This is a genomic window from Nostoc sp. LEGE 06077, from assembly GCF_015207705.1.
Lineage (GTDB): Bacteria > Cyanobacteriota > Cyanobacteriia > Cyanobacteriales > Nostocaceae > Nostoc_B.
Window position 1 is genome coordinate 1 of sequence record NZ_JADEWI010000013.1, and the last position, 16,111, is coordinate 16,111.

A 16,111-nucleotide genomic window follows, 5' to 3' on the forward strand; every position below is an offset into this window, starting at 1 on the left:
GCACCCCTGCCCCCTTGCTGACCTCCACGAGTGATTTTCTTATCCGAACCGTATTACCTGACACCCTACTGACGTAGTTGCGATCGCCTTTCGCCATAGCGTAATAGTCTTTCGATGGTTGCCAGGCGATTTTCCCAAACTTTGACTTGATAAGGGTTATTCGTTGCCGCATCGCGCATCCAAATGCGAAATTGCGACTGGAAGCGAGTTAATGAGGCTTTGGCTGTAAGTAACTTCGCCGGAGAAGGGGCAGCCGCCAGTTGATTTAAAGCTTTTTCTACGACTTCTATTTGGTTGTTAAAATCTGCAACTTTAATGGCAGGTATCTGCACTAGTTCGTTTTGTAGAACATACTGCCATTCTCGTTTTAGCAACCCATAACGCACAACGGCAGTTTCAAAAGGTTGGCGTAGGGGAATTGGTTCATCTGGTATAGATGGCACTTTACCTTGAGTACTATTAAAGATTTTCAGCAAATCATTGTTAAAATTCTCCGCCGCAAACAGGGCGTAACCACTGGCTGGTAAGTCTCTAATTAGTTGTAATTGGTCAAATGCTGCCAAATTTGGTAAAGACAGCAAACGAATTCCTGGAACTAACAAAGTTGAACCCAACTGACTAGAAGCTATCCACGGTTGGGCAAGACGTTGAAAACGGGCAGTATCTTGAGCATAAGTCATGGGGACAATCACATCTATATCTCCCCGCCTTGCCCACACTTCCCAATGTTGTTGGAGTTTCTGAATACGTTCTCGTTCTGGTAAGGGAAATACTGCCACGGACAAAATCAAATCCTCACGCTTTTGCCGCATCATTTGAGAGACTTCGGCGACAAAACTATCAACTTGTTGGGTACGAAATTCTGTCCACTTTTGCCATAACTCAACTTGGGTGGGCGAAATAGTCAATGGGTCAACACCAGTCAACTTTTGAAATTGCGCTCGTGCTGCTTGACCATAACCGTAACTCCGACCAGCCAAGGGATCTTGGAAGGGATAGCGAATGTAATCTAGCTGCAAACCATCTACTTGATATTCGCTGACAATTTCTGCAAACAGCTTCAAGAGATATTGCCGCAATTCTGGGTTAGCTGGATCAAAAAATGGTTTGGTTTGACCAGGGGGAATGGTATTACCTTTGTTGTCGTAGTTTGCCCAATTAGGATGGGCTGCCAGTACTGGCCCTGGATAATCAGGATGAACATTAATAACTTGGTTGTGACGCTGATTCCCGGCGGCAAAAGTCCACACCCAGGCGTGTAACTCCATGTCTCGTTCATGGGCTAATTTCACCGCCACGGCTAAAGGGTTCCAGCCACGAATTAGGGGGTTTTGCTGGGGTGCAACTTTACTGGGGTATATAGGATAACTGGCGTTGAGAGTTTCAAAAAAAACAGTGTTAATTCCCGATTGTGCCAAACGGTCAAAAACTTCGGCTAATTTTTTTTCGCCCCCTGCCCGGACAATTGTGCCTCTATCTAACCAAACTGCCCGAATTTCGGCAGGGGCTAATCGGCGATTGGTAGGAAAATGTTTCCACAAATTGGTTCTGGTGGCTAACCATTGCTGACGCGCTAAGGCATAGTTTTTATTGGCTATGAGTTGGGGAATGTTTTTGGCGACTAGCCGCGCTTGGGTAATGGCTTGTTCTTTACTCTGACTCGCAAATCCTGGTCTAGTGGAGGCGACACGGGTTTCTTCTTCTTTGAGAGATTGGGGATTGCTGGCGATGGCTTCATCCAGGTTAGCAGCATGAACTGAGGCGGCTAAATGGGCGCTTTCTACCCGACTAATTAAATTTTCTAATTCTTGCTGGAGGGCGATCGCTTCTTTTTCGTCAATTGGCTGATTGGAATTGGGTTCTACATTCCAGCGCACTGTTTGTTCTAGTTGATCAATGGCTTCTGGGGAGGATGGACGAGAGGTGCGGGGAACTAATGGGGCTTGGGGAATAACGGGAGTTATGGGGGATGGAGAATTCAGGGAAGCAGTGGCAATTGTGGTGGAACACTTGGAGTCAGCCCCGGCAATTTTCTGCTGTCCTGGGGATGGTGCTGTTAAATGATGATTGATGGCAGCTTTTAACCAAGCGTTATCTAACTCAAAGGTGGAGGCGGCATCTGTTCCCCAACGCCAGCCTAATAAGGTAGACCATTCTGTAGTGACGACGGCGGCGGGATTGTCTGGGGCATTCCAAACTGCGGTGGCTTGACTCGTCCCACCTTCAGGAATGACCACACCACCACGAACTTGTCCAAATAGTTCGGTTTGGTTAGCCCATCTCTGTGGCTGAGTTTTGGCTGGTTTGAGTTGTTGTGTTTCATCTAACCCAAACCCCCAATAACTGCCAAGGAGCGATCGCAATAACTGCCGCACTCCCGGCGCTGATAAACTGCCAACCGGGCCACTGGCGATAATTTTGCCGCCTTTACTCACCCATGATTCTAAGGCGATCGCTTGGGCGGGGGTTAATGTCTCAACGTTGGGCAAAAATAAGACGCGGCGATCGCCCCAATCACCACTACTTCTAACTGCTGATAAGGGAATCACACAATAATTTACCCCAATCGCTTGCAAGCGTTTAGTAATTCCTGTCCATTGCTGCCTGTTTTCTGTACTCTGGACTACGCTTAATACAGGTTCTTCACTTGCTGCCCTAACTGCTAAAATATTAAAACTAGTTAAACAATTAACGATTAAAAAGTTAAAACTAAAAATGAAGAATCTGGCTTTTTTTGTGACTTTGATTGCAGTTCCCTGATTCTTCACTTTTAACCCTCACTTTTTTATTATTAGACAGTGTTTATTATTTATCATTCAGCATAACAATAAATTACCTCCGAAAAACAACTGATGTTTTTATATTTAAGCTCAGACTTGTTCAGTAATACAGGTAGTGATTAGTTCTTCTACTCCAGCTACTGGGAGGATTTTTGTATTTAATTGTCTAGCTAATTCCTCAAGTTTGACATCATCTAAAAATACTAATTCGCCATGTTTAAGCATGACATTTGGCAACAAAATTCCTGCACCTAAATCTTTTTGTTTAAGGTATAAAAGTAAATCATGACCTGTGAGTAATCCAGTGACACTAATACTTTGTCCCCAGTAATCACTAGCTAAAGCCATCATATTTACTTCTAACCCCTCAACAGAATTTAGGCGTTGCAATATCGGTTGAAATGCTTTTTCGACGGCGTTACCTACTACCCAAGTAAATTTTCTGGGCGGAGAAATTTTGTTTGGTAGTAATTCCGTAGCAGCAGATGCAAATTGCTTAATAAATAACTGAATCGAACCGACACCGTTGTCGATTTGCGGATAGTCTTCGTATTCAGCTTCTGTGGGTAGTTCTTCTCCAGCAATTAAAAACCATTCATCGGCTAACCAGACAACATTTGAGCCGCATTTCTGGCGAAATTGTTTAGCGAGCGATCGCACTTGTAAAATAACTTCTTGAGCTTTTTCTCTAGTTACAGGTATCAGTTCGTCTTCTTGAGGACGAAACCGCGTCAAACCTACCGGCACGACTGCCACCGATGCCACGGCAGGTACATCACCAGTATAAAATGACGCTAAATCTTTGAGGGTTTGTTCCAGATGTTGCCCATCATTTATCCCCGGACAAACCACAACTTGAGCGTGAATTTGTAATCTTCTTTTTTGGAACCAGCGCAGTTGTTCCATAATTTGTCCCGCCCGCTGATTTTTCAGCAACCGTATTCTAATATCTGGTTCGGTTGCATGAACTGATACAAACAAGGGCGACAAGCGCATTTGTTCAATCCGCTGCCATTCCCGTTCGGGTAAATTAGTTAATGTCAGGTAAGAGCCATACAAAAAGCTCAGACGATAATCATCATCTTTAAAATACAAGCTAGAGCGTTTACCTGGGGGTTGCTGATCAATAAAGCAAAAGGGACAGCGATTATTGCACTGAATTAACGCATCAAATAAGGCTGTTTCAAATTCCAAGCCTAAATCATCGTCATAGTCTTTTTCAATTTCGACGTGATGGGTTTTGCCAGTTGTATCTAAAACTTCTAATTCTAAAAATTCATCTGCACAGAGAAATTGATAATCAATTAAATCGCGGGGACGTGTACCATTAATAGCGACGATCGCATCTCCAACTTCAAAGCCAATCTCAGCGGCGATGGAGTTGGGTAGCACCTTGGTAATTTTGGCAGGATGAAGGTTGGTCATTGGAAGTATGAAGTATGAAGTAGTAGGATCGAACGGCCGTTCGCCCCTACTCTTCATAATTTATCCTTCATCCTTACCGATTAACTATTTTTTAAAATTCCAGCACTAATCGCACCTAAAATAGCTATGCCAAAGGCGAGGCGATACCAAATAAATACCCAAGTGCTTTGGGTTTTGAGGAACCGCAGTAAACCAGCAATGGATATATAAGAAAAAATCGCCGCTGAAATCACACCTGCAATTAAGGGTAAGAATCCTGTACCGCTAACTTCACCCAAAGCACTTTTTAACTCGACTAACCCTGCTAGGGTAATGGCGGGAATACCAAGTAAAAAGGAAAATCTGGCGGCTGTTTCCCGTTGTAAGGTCATAAATAACCCGGCTGTTAAGGTGGAACCAGAACGGGATACACCAGGAATTAAGGCTAAAGATTGTGCTAAACCCATTAATAGCCCATCATTCATGGTCAGTTGTTCAAAGTCTCGTTGTCGCTTGCCGAGTTTTTCGGCAATTCCCAATAATAGGGACATAAATATGGAAGCGATCGCAATTGAGCCTATGCTTCTAATGGGCGAATTATCATAATCGGGTATAAATCTTTTGATCAACAAGCCAAAAAAGATAATTGGCAAGGTTCCCAAGGCAATTCCTAAAGATAGACGAAAGTCATAATCAGCATAATCTTTTTGGGCGATCGCTCTAAATGCTCCCTTGGCAATTCGGGTTAAATCTTCCCAAAAGTACCACAGCACAGCCGCAATACTCCCCAGCTGAATCACCGCTGTAAACGCCACTCCCGGATCACCCCAACCCAAAACTATCGGCACAACTTTTAAATGGGCTGTACTACTAATAGGTAGGAATTCCGTCATTCCTTGGACGAAGCCTAAAACAATTGCTTGCAAAATATTCATTTGTTGCACTCCACTAACCTCTGGGTTGGGCGGAGTACTCATAACTTTTAGGGGAAGTGCGGCCACTACGGAAATTGCCGATGTGGCACTTATAAGCACGAACCATAGACGTTTTGATAAAGCCATTAATTTACCTGCGATCGCTCCGATTACAACCAATTACACAAACATCTTTTTGAGAAGCTTACAGGATACTTATAGCAGGCGATAGGTAAGAGATGAGAGGTAATAGGTGACAGGTGACAGGTGGCAAGTAATAGCTGATAGAGTGAAAAGCTTTGCGGTGTCTAAGTTTTATCATCTTCATGATGTTGTCAACTATGTTTTGCGGGCAAAAATTTTGTTTGTTGAGATGGGAGATCAGGGTTTAGGGAAAATATTAACCTCACGCCCCTTTTTCATGATTTATTTCTCTCAGACATTTAAAATTACGCAAAATCTAGGTAAAATAAAAATGCCCTAGGGGGGGATTTTTAGGTATGTTATCTTAAATAAGATAAAGTTTAGTTACAATTATTAAAACTTTGATTAATAATACTTTGTTTAGTTACAACGCTTCTACTACAGCTATAGATAAGGAATTAACCGTAAAGAAAGCGGGGAACCTAGGTATAGAAGAATTAGAATCTACACTTTCTGCGTCCCCATCTTTACCATTGTTAATATCGTCTCGACAAACTTGGTTAGTGTTGGCGGCGGCGGTGTTTTTAGTATCAGTCCCAGTATTTATTGAAGCACCACTAGTGCGATCGCTACCCAGCCTCAGTTTAGCGATGACTGGGTTTTGGGTGTGGTTGAGTTTTCGCTTAATGTCACGCCCTGCAACATACATCTGGGGGGATTTACTCTTAGGTTTTAGCTGGAGTTGGTTAGCAGGGGCAATTTATTGGGGTTGGTTACGTTGGGAACCTGCATGGCATTTACCAGTGGAGTCTATCGGCTTACCGTTTGCTTGTTGGTGTCTGGTGAGAAACTGGTGCAAGGTTGGTAACTGGTTTTATTTAGGTTCCTTGTTCGGCACAGTTTTAACAGATGTGTATTTCTACATAGTTGACCTCATGCCCTATTGGCGGCAAATTATGCAGGTAGAACCTGACAGCGTGTCACCAATTTTACAAGCTGCTGTCACTCAAGTCCAAACACCTTGGGGACAAGCCTGGGCTGTGGCTCTAGCATTGATATTATTAACAGCAGGAATTTTACCATTACGTCACCAGCAGCGACACTGGTACGCTTTTGCTGGGGCAGTCTTAAGTACTATTTTGGTAGACGGCTTATTTTTGTTAGCAGCTAATTGTGCTTAAAAATTTAGATTTCAACAATTAATTGACAGGTATAGCAGAAGGCAGGAGTGAAGAGAGTTTTAGTAAGTTAATTTTTCTTCACATATTTCAGTTTTTCCGAGTGTTTCTACTTGTAGCAAAAGTCAAATGCTTGCAGTGAAGTAGTTTTGGCGTTTGAAGATATCCTAATCTATCTGGCTACCGCTGTATATTAAACATCCAGATATCGAGTGATTTAAAAGATATTTTTTTAGAGAGAAGACGAGATTTTAGCAAGCACAATTTTCACTGCATCGACAATTACATCTGGTTGATCTAACCAGACAAAATGTCCACTTTGATTTGCCTCAACTTGCAGAAAATCTGTTGATAAATTACCTAACTGGATGTGCATTTTATCCCGCAACTGGTTAGCACCTCGTAAAGGGATAAAAATACTCCAAAAAGATGGTTTAAAGAAGGAATTAGCTTTAATACTAACTAGAGGACTTTGAGCGAAATCCTTAGCAATACTCACCTGACGCGCACTTTTGTCTAGATTTATCATCTCTCGGCTCATTGTTATCCAGTGTTTAGGACGACAAAAAGAACGTTTAACCCAATTGAGAGAATTCTGAGAAAAGTTGCGTAACTCAGGCTTGATTAATTCAAATACTTTACATACTCTCAGTAATCTGATAATCCCCAGTATTGAGCCTGGAATAGAAATCAGAAAACCAGAAATAAAAAATAGCTTTAAGGCTTGTAATTGGAGAGACATCTGTGACATTCCTGTCTCATGTAATCCATCTGTGAGTACGATTCCTGCAACTTTTTCGGGAAACAGATGGGCATATAGTCTCACATTGTAACTACCAAAAGAATTGCCTACTAAAACGTAGGGTGGTTCAATACCGGCTTTAGTCAGTAGTAAGTCTAATTCTTGGACAATTTGACGGCTAGTTCGAGGATATGGGCTGTGATCACTCCATCCATAACCTGCGCGATCGTATATACATACTCGTCCTAATTTGGCCAATTCCTCAATCAGAAAATAGCCTTCTATTCCTCCTAAGCTATGTTCTAAAACAATTGTTGGTCTAGCTTCTCCTAAAACGTAAAGATGTAAGCGATATCCACCAATATCAATCAATTTACCCGGCGGTGGTTGTCTCTCTTCCCAGTAGATAGCGATCGCTTGATAAATTGTTGTAGCAAGTAACAGAAGAACTTTGATGGAAATCGACATTCTTAAAATCCCGAATTCATGCTATGGCTGATAATAAATGCATAGCCCAGCACAAGTAAAAAAATATACGCGTATTTTAACAAGTATAAAATTGCCCAAGACAAAACTTTGTAACAAAAAGTAAATTGAATCAAACCCAGTAACAGTAAATATTGTGGATATTAATACGCTGTATATTAGTTTCTGATGACTGCTGTGTGTTGATTGAGCTATCAGTTCTTAGTTAACAGTCGCCAGTGCAGTGGGTGCCAGTGCCGACTTGTCGCAACTGGCGTTCAATAGTCAAGAGTCATAACTGTGCCTCAAAGATTATAAACTGTTGACAGCTGTCAGCTTAAAGCCATTATTCAGTTTGATGGAAAGAGGTAAAAAAGTCGTGAAAAAATTGGTGCGTTTATTAACAGTATTTAGTTTGTTGCTTGGTTGCTGGGGATGGTTGGGTTCAACTGGTGTAGCCCAAGCTGTTGGGATCAACAGTCTGGCGCTACCACAGGTGCCTGTTTTGGCAGTGGAGTTCCGCAACAAGGCAGATGATAAACTAGCTACGGAATTTGGTAAAAAAATTGATTTGAATAATACCAACGTCCGCGCTTTTCAAAATTATCCTGGTTTGTATCCTACCCTGGCTAAGAAAATCATCAAGAATGCTCCTTACAGCAAGGTAGAAGATATTTTAGATCTACCAGGACTAAGCGATCGCCAAAAACAACTCCTCCAATCTAATTTCGATAACTTCACTGTGACAGACTTAGAGCCTGCCTTCAATGAAGGAGATGATCGCTTTAACAACGGTATCTACAGATAAGCCCAATTATCGATAATGTAGACAATAGTAGTCCACTCCCCATTTTCGGGAGTGGTTCTCTTATAGCCAAGTGCTGAGTACTGAGTACTGAGTGTTTCAGAAAATATCGTAAAAACCTTCCCTGTCTCCGACCTTGCCTGAAATAGAAATTCCTCGCCAATTTGATGTGATTGTAGTCGGCGCTGGAGCCGCAGGACTCTACACAGCGCTGTGTTTACCAGAGTCTTTGCAAGTCGGCTTGATTACTAAAGAAACTGTTACTTTATCTGCTAGTGATTGGGCGCAAGGCGGTATTGCCGCAGCGATCGCTCCCGAAGATTCACCACAGTTGCACATTGAAGATACAATGCAAGCTGGTGCTGGTTTGTGCGATCGGCAATCAGTAGAATTCCTCGCGCAAGAAGCCCCTAGTTGCATTCAATCTTTGGTAAATTTAGGCGTAGCTTTTGACCGTCACGGTCAAGCTTTAGCTTTGACTTTAGAAGCTGCCCATTCTCGTAACCGTGTTCTCCATGCTGCTGACACCACAGGTAGAGAAGTCACAACTACCTTAACAGCGCAAGTATTACATCGCCAAAATATTCAAGTGATTCAGCAAGCTTTGGCTTTGAGTCTGTGGTTAGAACCCCAAACAGGTCGCTGTCAGGGAATTAGCTTATTTTATCAAGGTGAAATTACCTGGGTAAAAGCCAAAGCAGTAGTTTTAGCCACAGGCGGCGGTGGTCAAGTATTTGCCCAAACGACTAACCCCGCGGTGAGTACAGGTGATGGTGTGGCGATCGCTTGGCGGGCTGGGGCGATTCTCCGAGATCTGGAATTTGTGCAGTTTCATCCTACAGCTTTGACTAAACAAGGTGCCGATCGCTTTTTGATTAGTGAAGCTGTCAGGGGCGAAGGCGCACATCTGGTTGATAATACAGGGCGGCGATTTGCCTTTGACTATCACCCAGCCGGGGAACTTGCACCCAGAGATGTGGTTAGTAGAGCCATTTTTAGCCACCTGCAAAGTACTGCGGTTGATCCGGCTACTGCCCATGTCTGGTTAGATATGCGCCCGATCCCCCCTGAGAAAATTCAGCATCGCTTTCCTAATATCATCAAAGTTTGTCAGCGTTGGGGAATTGATGTCTTTCATGAACCGATTCCGGTGGCTCCTGCGGCTCATTATTGGATGGGTGGGATTGTGGCAGACTTACAAAATCGCACGAATATTCCGGGTTTATACGCAGTTGGGGAAACTGCTAGTACGGGAGTACACGGAGCAAATCGTTTAGCCAGCAATTCTTTGCTGGAATGTATTGTGTTTGGCGCACAGATGGCGAAAATTCAGCTGACAGACGTTGAACTAGTACCTGATGTCTCAGAGCCGTCTTTGCGGGAGTTTAGCTTAGATGCGAGTGATTGGCAAACTCAGCAAGCACAGCTAGAAGCATTACGAGAGAAATTACCGCGGTTAGTTTGGCAAAGTGCTGGCATTTGTCGAGAACAATCACGATTAGATGAAGCGATCTCAACTGTAGAATCTTGGCAGCAAGATTTTGCTATTTTACCGTTGAGTCAATTCTTGCTGACTTTACGTGCCAACGAAACTGTCAATTTCCCAATACCCAATATCGAACGGCAATTAAGACTTTGGGCAGAAACTCGCAATTTATTAGATGTAGCTGATTTAATTCTGAGAAGTGCTGCTTTTAGGACAGAAAGCCGGGGCGGACACTACCGCATCGATTATCCCGAACCCGATCCTCATTGGCAAATTCACACACTTGTACAAGAACGTCATTGGAGTAAATCTGTAGCTTTAAGTTAATTACTTATCGATAAAACTCTTAAACTATTCTTGTCATGATCATGCACAATTATGCACATTAATTAAGTTGGGTTTGGCACTTACTAGCGTGTACCGCTACCGTGCTGACTGTCAGGAACACCGTAATTGGGGGGAACATAGACATCGGTTAACCCCTGAGAATTAATATGGACATTTGTGACAGCGTTACCGTCTGTGCGAGTCAAACTATTAGCCACTGAATCGCTGAAATTACCTCTAGCATCAGCGATTTTAGGAATCACTAAACAGGTACTTACACACAATATTAGAATACTTGTAATTTTTAAGTTGGTAATCATCAAACGTTTATCCATTTTTTTTTGATTTTCTTCAGTACTTTTTTTACCTACATCTGATTCGGTCTGGGTTTCTGAAAAAATTAAACTTTAGTAAATTTTTTATTTTCTCGAAAAATTGTTTGAGTAAAATGATTTGGGCAAAAATTTTCTCGACACTTAAGAAATATACCTAAATAGCATTTATAGACATCAGCCTAAAGTTAGAACTCATATCAAAGAAACCGCTAAAGGTTAAATAATTACCTCTAAAGCAATAGTCTACAACATAAAATCTTAATAAAATATTTATATTTATACGTTGAAACACTATCTCGGTTTGTTAAAAAACATACAAATTTCCTCAGTATTTTTGAGGTAAATTGGATACATCTCAGCAATACTCAGGAAGCTGAACTACAAAAATGACTCATTTAGTGATTTCTTTATTAAATCTTAATTTATCAAACTAAGTATAATTCAAAATTACTTTAAGTACTGTTACTCATATATAAATTTCCAGCCAAAGTAAATTACTGTACTATGATTTAACGCCACCCTTAATTAGTTCAATTGTACTATAGAAGTGGCTGCATAAAAAATTTAGCCATGTTTAAACATGACTAGATCTGCTCTATCCCGCTAAAATTCGTGATTGCTCAACAGACACAAGAGCAATCAAGTCAACTCATAACGGTTTTTACCTAAGTGTTTAGCACGGTACATAGCCGAGTCGGCTTGTTTAATCAAAGTTTCCACGTCTTGGCTATTAATGGGATAAACACTGATGCCAATACTGGCAGAAATTTTAGTGGTGTATCCTGACAAAACAATTGGTTCTGTAATGCTGACGAGAATTTTTTCTGCGACTCTAGCTGCTACTTGGACATCAGGAATTGCCCGGAGAATCACCGTAAATTCATCGCCACCCAAACGAGACACAGTATCACTTCCACGTAAACAGTTGCTGAGTCTCTGGGCGATGATCACTAACAAGCGATCGCCCATATCATGTCCCAAAGTATCATTAATTTGTTTAAAGCCATCCAAGTCAATAAACAACAGTCCTAGGAACAAGTTGTTATTTTGTGACCACTGCAACGACTCATAAAGTTGTTCAACAAAGAATTTTCGATTAGATAAACCTGTCAGAGGATCATGATAAGCCAGATACCGCAGATGGTCTTCTTTGAGTTTTAATTCCGTATTAGAGCGAAATAACTCAGCCGCAGTGCGTCGTAGTTCTTCTTCCATCAGCTTGCGCTGGGTAATATCTCGAATCACACCCACCAAAAAAAAATTTCCTGCCGCGTCTTTGTGAAGCGATCGCTTAGTGGCAATTAAATGAGTTTGACCAGTTGCATCAGTAAATTCTTCTTCATTTTCTTGTGGTTTTTGTGTTAAAAAAACTAAATCATCTTGTTGACGAAAAACCTCAGCTTCATGGCGAGGAAAAAATTCATAATATGATTTTTCCAAAAGTAAACTATCAGGATAACCAATAAATTGACAGTAAGCTTCATTTAATACGATCCACTGATGCTGTTCATTTTTAACAAAAATTGGATCAGGAATAGAATTGATGACTTGATGTAAAAACTCTTTAGAACGTTTTAATTCTTCTTGCATATATGCAATATGAAAAATCATCCATATAGCTGCGCTACTAAAGCTGAGTATTCCGGGAATTAAAGGGAGCCACCAACCAGCCAAAAAAGCTCCATAACTACTCAAAAATAGGATTAATAAAGATAGTACAACTCTAGGAAGACTTTTACTGATAGATTTAATCCGCCAAATAATTGCTGATCCCAAATAAGACCAAGCAAAAATCCATAAGTATTCCCCAAATTTAGGAAAAACTCTTAATAAAGGTCGTCCGGCAATCGCCGATGAAAGTAACTCACTAATAAAATAAGCTTGGAGTTCAATTCCAGCCACAGGCTTGGCTGTACCTAACATTTGACTGGAGTAGGGAATAAAGACAAAATCTTGCAAACTGGCAGCAGTGGAACCAATCAAAACTATGCGATCGCGTATCCAACTAATTGGAGCTTTACCATCAAGTAAATCACTCATCGATATCTGGCGGAAACTACATAACTCCCCAGATGCTTTATAACATGATGGTTTAGGAAAGTTAGCTAAAATTTGATAGCCTTTATCATCAACCCTCACATAACCACCATCATTACCTCGGAAAGGAGTAAATATAGCCTTACCTAAGCGTAAATAATCCAGATTCTTAGCAGCTTTTTGTGGTTTAATTTCCTCTGATTGTAAATACAGCAAAGCTAACTTCAGGGCGAAACTTTCATAGTGTTGATCATTCATGTGTAAATACAACAAATTTCGCCGAATTTTGCCATCGGGATCGTAAAGTAAATTATTAAAACCAACTTGCTGTTGCTTCAGGTTTGGTGGAGGTGAAACACGCATATTTTGGTTCTGCGTTAATAGTTGAATACCAATTAAATTAGGCATAGAACTATAAAGATCAACTAATTCTTGGTGTCCCGGATTTACAGCTAAATCCCGATAAATATCCAGGCCAATGGCACGAGGTTGATTAACTTGTAATTTCTTCAATAACTGAGCAATTACACCATCAGGAATTGGCCAAGAACCCACTCGCCGTAAAGAATCTTCATCAATCACTACAATTGTGATCCGCTCTTCTGGTTGTTCGTTTGGACGTAAGCGAAAAAATTGATCTAACCCTGCTAGTTCTAAGGATTGAAACATGCCTACAGAGCGCACCAGTATCATGCAGACCGCAACGCTAAAAGCAACAACTAATTCTCTATATTTTCGATCAAGTGACTGCTTCAGGTTCAAATTCAAATTTAACCTGACAAAACTCTTACCTAGCTGCTTACTCATTCCCATTACCTAGTGGGGAGAAATACTTTTAATTAGTATGGATATCAATCAGATGTCAAAAATCCAGTAAATATACTACGAGATATCATTGGATTTATTGTATAAAGAATTGTCAGTATGGTTATGTTCCAGCAAATAATTTGAAATAGTGTTAACGAGGAAGGATTCATGATGACTGATGATTAAGCAAAGGTTAACCAGTATTTCCGTATCGATGAGGAACAGGTTCAGTATAAATATTGATTGCTAATAACAAAGTATATTTTCGTTGACCAAAAAGTGACAAATATTTTATTTGGGCAATGAGAACTAAGAAATTAAGAATTTTAATAATTTTGTTGTAACTTATACTAACGCTGGAAAATAGCTTTGCAAAAAAATAGGTCAACGGGGAACATATTGTTACATTCAGCCAGTTGACCACTATTTGTGAAATCTAATTGAGAAAAACAGTTTTGCTAACAGTGATTACTTGAAATACTTGAAATTGCTTGGGCCTGTATAACCAGTAATCTTAGCTAGTTCCGTGAGGTTTTGAACGCCACTATAAGTTTGGCCATTGATGATCCAAGTAGGGAAAGCTTGGATTTTGGCTGCTTGGCATAATTCTGGCTTCCCTTTAGGACTATCACCAGCACATTCTACCTTAATATCATCGTTAATTATTTGGTAAGCTTCTTTACCAAATATCAGTTTTTGTTCGTGGCAATGAGGACACCAGTAAGCAACATATTCTTTAGCACCTACTTTCACCAGATGTTTAGCTAAGGCGATTTCTGCTTCACCAGAGGTTGTGGTAATTTCCCAACCGAATTCTGGGTTAGGTGTTTCTGTGGGTGAAGGTGTAAAACTAATCCGTTCTTGGCCACCAGTTGATCCAGATATTGTACCTGATTGATTCACACCAGCATAAACACCTAAAGTGCCGAGCAATGTAACCATACCCACAATTAGGGCAATAAATAAAATCTGTCCGATATCTTCCCAGGTGCGGCCAAGAATTGTCAGAACTAACAAACTTAAGGAGAATAAAGCAGATGCTAGACAGTAAAGACACAACGCTTTAATTTGGAAAGCCAGCACATACATTAAATAGCCGCTGAAAACAGACATGGCGATCGCTCCCACCAATAACAGTAACCATGTCAAGTTTTCGATTTGCTTGCGCTGGTTGTTATCTTCAGATTTCAATACCAAGGGAGCCAAAGCCAAAATCACCATACCGATGTATGCCAAAAATCCAAACAAAGCTAGTGGTTGACCAAAAACTGTACCCCAAGCACTAGAAAGTACATCGTTACAGCCTTTAGTACCAGCTTGTGCGACACAAGCTGCACTCCCTCCTGTTAGCTTTTCGATAGTGAGATAGCCTGTAACCAAAGCACCACATCCGGCGATCGCGGCAATTATTGGGCGCGACCATTTGTGAATCCAAGGAGTAGAACGGCGGCGAATCATAACTGCTGTAAAGAATTAGAGATTGGGGAATGGGGAGTAGTGAATTTCCTACTCCCTACTGACTATGAATGTAACTTGACTTGTTCCGTTGATTTGTTTGTGCTTTTGGAGTTCCAACTGCGGCGTGCGGCTTCGACAAATTGACTGACACGAATCGGATCAATTGGTTGCTCAATCCGACCATGACGTTTTAAGGAACTGGAAACTATGACACCATCTGCTGCCTGCAACAGTGTAGCAATATTTTCCCAATCGGCTCCACTACCAATAAATACTGGTGTCCCGTTGGCTGCACCACAAGCTAGTTCCAAATCTTCCTGGATAGGAGGACTACCTGTCGCCCAACCAGATAAAATTACTGCATCAGCTAAACCTCTTTCAATGGTGTCTTTGACGGCGACTGTGAGATTGGGTGAACTTAAAGGCCGGGCGTGCTTGACTAAGACATCTGCCAAAATTTTGACATCACAGCCCAATTCCCGACGATAGCGGAGTAATTGATGGGCATCGCCTTCAATTAATCCTTGATCGGTGGCCATGACTCCTGTCAACACATTCACACGGATAAATTCTGCCCGCACACAACTGGCGATCGCGATCGCACTTTTGGCATCATTCCGCAACACATTTAAACCCAGCGGCAAGGTTACTAAATTTTGTATCCTTTGCACCACCACAGTCATAGCACTCACAACGGCTGGATCAACTTGATTTTTCGTAAATGGCGCGTCGAAAAAATTCTCGACAATAATGCCATCGACTCCGCCACTGGCAAGAGCCGTTGCTTCTTGTTCGGCGCGGTCAATCACAGCTTTTAGGCTACCTCCCCAGCGGGGTGAGGTGGGTAATGGCAGTAGATGAACTACGCCAATAATGGGTGTACGAGTTTTAAAGATCTGATATAAGTCCACGTCTTCAAGTATTATTCAGGGATTAGGGATTAGGGATGGGGTTTTCGGATTAAAATTCACCTAGCTCCCATTTTCTCGTCTCACGTCCCTAGTTCCTTGATTAGCATTGATATCTTCTCTGGTGCTAGTTTTACTACCTCCATCTGTGGATGGAATTTGGCGTAAAACGTTCCATAAGATATGTTAAGATAAAACCTGGCTACAAGAGGAGTTTGCCACTCACAAGACGCAAGGCAGCTTCCCGTAGTTTAGGCATCTTGTCTGAGCATTGGGTAGCATTACTGCTTGATTAGGCGTAGTCGCAAGTGCGATTTCCCT

Annotated in this window: 11 protein-coding genes; 3 read left to right on the forward strand and 8 right to left on the reverse strand. The window is 41.5% G+C overall.

What is annotated here, in order from left to right; all coding sequences use genetic code 11:
* Positions 1–65: 65 nt before the first annotated feature.
* From IQ244_RS11320 to IQ244_RS11330, 3 genes are all read right to left on the reverse strand, one after another.
* Complete coding sequence (locus tag IQ244_RS11320; protein WP_193893660.1) at positions 66–2,768, reverse strand: glycoside hydrolase family 10 protein; 2,703 nt, start codon at positions 2,766–2,768, stop codon at positions 66–68.
* 102 nt (positions 2,769–2,870) lie between these two features.
* Complete coding sequence (locus IQ244_RS11325) at positions 2,871–4,205, reverse strand: TIGR03279 family radical SAM protein (protein ID WP_193893663.1); 1,335 nt, start codon at positions 4,203–4,205, stop codon at positions 2,871–2,873.
* 80 nt (positions 4,206–4,285) lie between these two features.
* Positions 4,286–5,245, reverse strand: a complete 960-nt coding sequence (locus tag IQ244_RS11330; protein WP_193894031.1) for an undecaprenyl-diphosphate phosphatase — start codon at positions 5,243–5,245, stop codon at positions 4,286–4,288.
* Positions 5,246–5,643: 398 nt separating this feature from the next.
* On the opposite strand from IQ244_RS11330, the gene IQ244_RS11335 reads away from it, so the two are divergent.
* Positions 5,644–6,423, forward strand: a complete 780-nt coding sequence (locus tag IQ244_RS11335; protein WP_193893666.1) for a DUF3120 domain-containing protein — start codon at positions 5,644–5,646, stop codon at positions 6,421–6,423.
* A 229-nt stretch (positions 6,424–6,652) separates the two neighbouring features.
* Here IQ244_RS11335 and IQ244_RS11340 read toward each other — a convergent pair whose 3' ends face one another.
* Positions 6,653–7,630: an alpha/beta fold hydrolase gene (locus IQ244_RS11340; protein WP_193893670.1), complete on the reverse strand. Its 978-nt coding sequence runs from the start codon at positions 7,628–7,630 to the stop codon at positions 6,653–6,655.
* Between the two features lie 376 nt (positions 7,631–8,006).
* On the opposite strand from IQ244_RS11340, the gene psbU reads away from it, so the two are divergent.
* A complete protein-coding gene (psbU, locus tag IQ244_RS11345) occupies positions 8,007–8,435 on the forward strand; it encodes a photosystem II complex extrinsic protein PsbU (RefSeq protein ID WP_193894034.1) in 429 nt (142 codons plus the stop codon).
* 133 nt (positions 8,436–8,568) lie between these two features.
* Positions 8,569–10,245, forward strand: a complete 1,677-nt coding sequence (gene nadB / locus IQ244_RS11350) for an L-aspartate oxidase (RefSeq protein WP_193893672.1) — start codon at positions 8,569–8,571, stop codon at positions 10,243–10,245.
* Between the two features lie 83 nt (positions 10,246–10,328).
* Here the strand turns inward: nadB and IQ244_RS11355 are convergent, their stop codons facing one another.
* From IQ244_RS11355 to btpA, 4 genes are all read right to left on the reverse strand, one after another.
* Positions 10,329–10,580, reverse strand: a complete 252-nt coding sequence (locus IQ244_RS11355; protein WP_193893675.1) for a hypothetical protein — start codon at positions 10,578–10,580, stop codon at positions 10,329–10,331.
* A 639-nt stretch (positions 10,581–11,219) separates the two neighbouring features.
* Positions 11,220–13,424 carry a CHASE2 domain-containing protein gene (locus IQ244_RS11360; protein ID WP_193893678.1) on the reverse strand — a complete coding sequence of 735 codons (2,205 nt, stop codon included), beginning with the start codon at positions 13,422–13,424 and terminating at the stop codon, positions 11,220–11,222.
* A 468-nt stretch (positions 13,425–13,892) separates the two neighbouring features.
* Positions 13,893–14,882 (reverse strand): vitamin K epoxide reductase family protein, encoded by a 990-nt coding sequence (locus tag IQ244_RS11365; RefSeq protein WP_193893681.1) that lies wholly within the window; start codon positions 14,880–14,882, stop codon positions 13,893–13,895.
* Positions 14,883–14,944: 62 nt separating this feature from the next.
* Complete coding sequence (gene btpA, locus IQ244_RS11370; protein ID WP_193893684.1) at positions 14,945–15,793, reverse strand: photosystem I biogenesis protein BtpA; 849 nt, start codon at positions 15,791–15,793, stop codon at positions 14,945–14,947.
* Between the last annotated feature and the right edge of the window lie 318 nt (positions 15,794–16,111).

Bases quoted from the DNA above. Each gene is read 5' to 3' on its own strand.
- IQ244_RS11355 (WP_193893675.1), bottom strand. From the start codon at position 10,580: ATGGATAAACGTTTGATGATTACCAACTTAAAAATTACAAGTATTCTA.
- IQ244_RS11365 (WP_193893681.1), bottom strand. From the start codon at position 14,882: ATGATTCGCCGCCGTTCTACTCCTTGGATTCACAAATGGTCGCGCCCA.
- IQ244_RS11360 (WP_193893678.1), bottom strand. From the start codon at position 13,424: ATGAGTAAGCAGCTAGGTAAGAGTTTTGTCAGGTTAAATTTGAATTTG.
- IQ244_RS11330 (WP_193894031.1), bottom strand. From the start codon at position 5,245: ATGGCTTTATCAAAACGTCTATGGTTCGTGCTTATAAGTGCCACATCG.
- IQ244_RS11325 (WP_193893663.1), bottom strand. From the start codon at position 4,205: ATGACCAACCTTCATCCTGCCAAAATTACCAAGGTGCTACCCAACTCC.
- IQ244_RS11340 (WP_193893670.1), bottom strand. From the start codon at position 7,630: ATGTCGATTTCCATCAAAGTTCTTCTGTTACTTGCTACAACAATTTAT.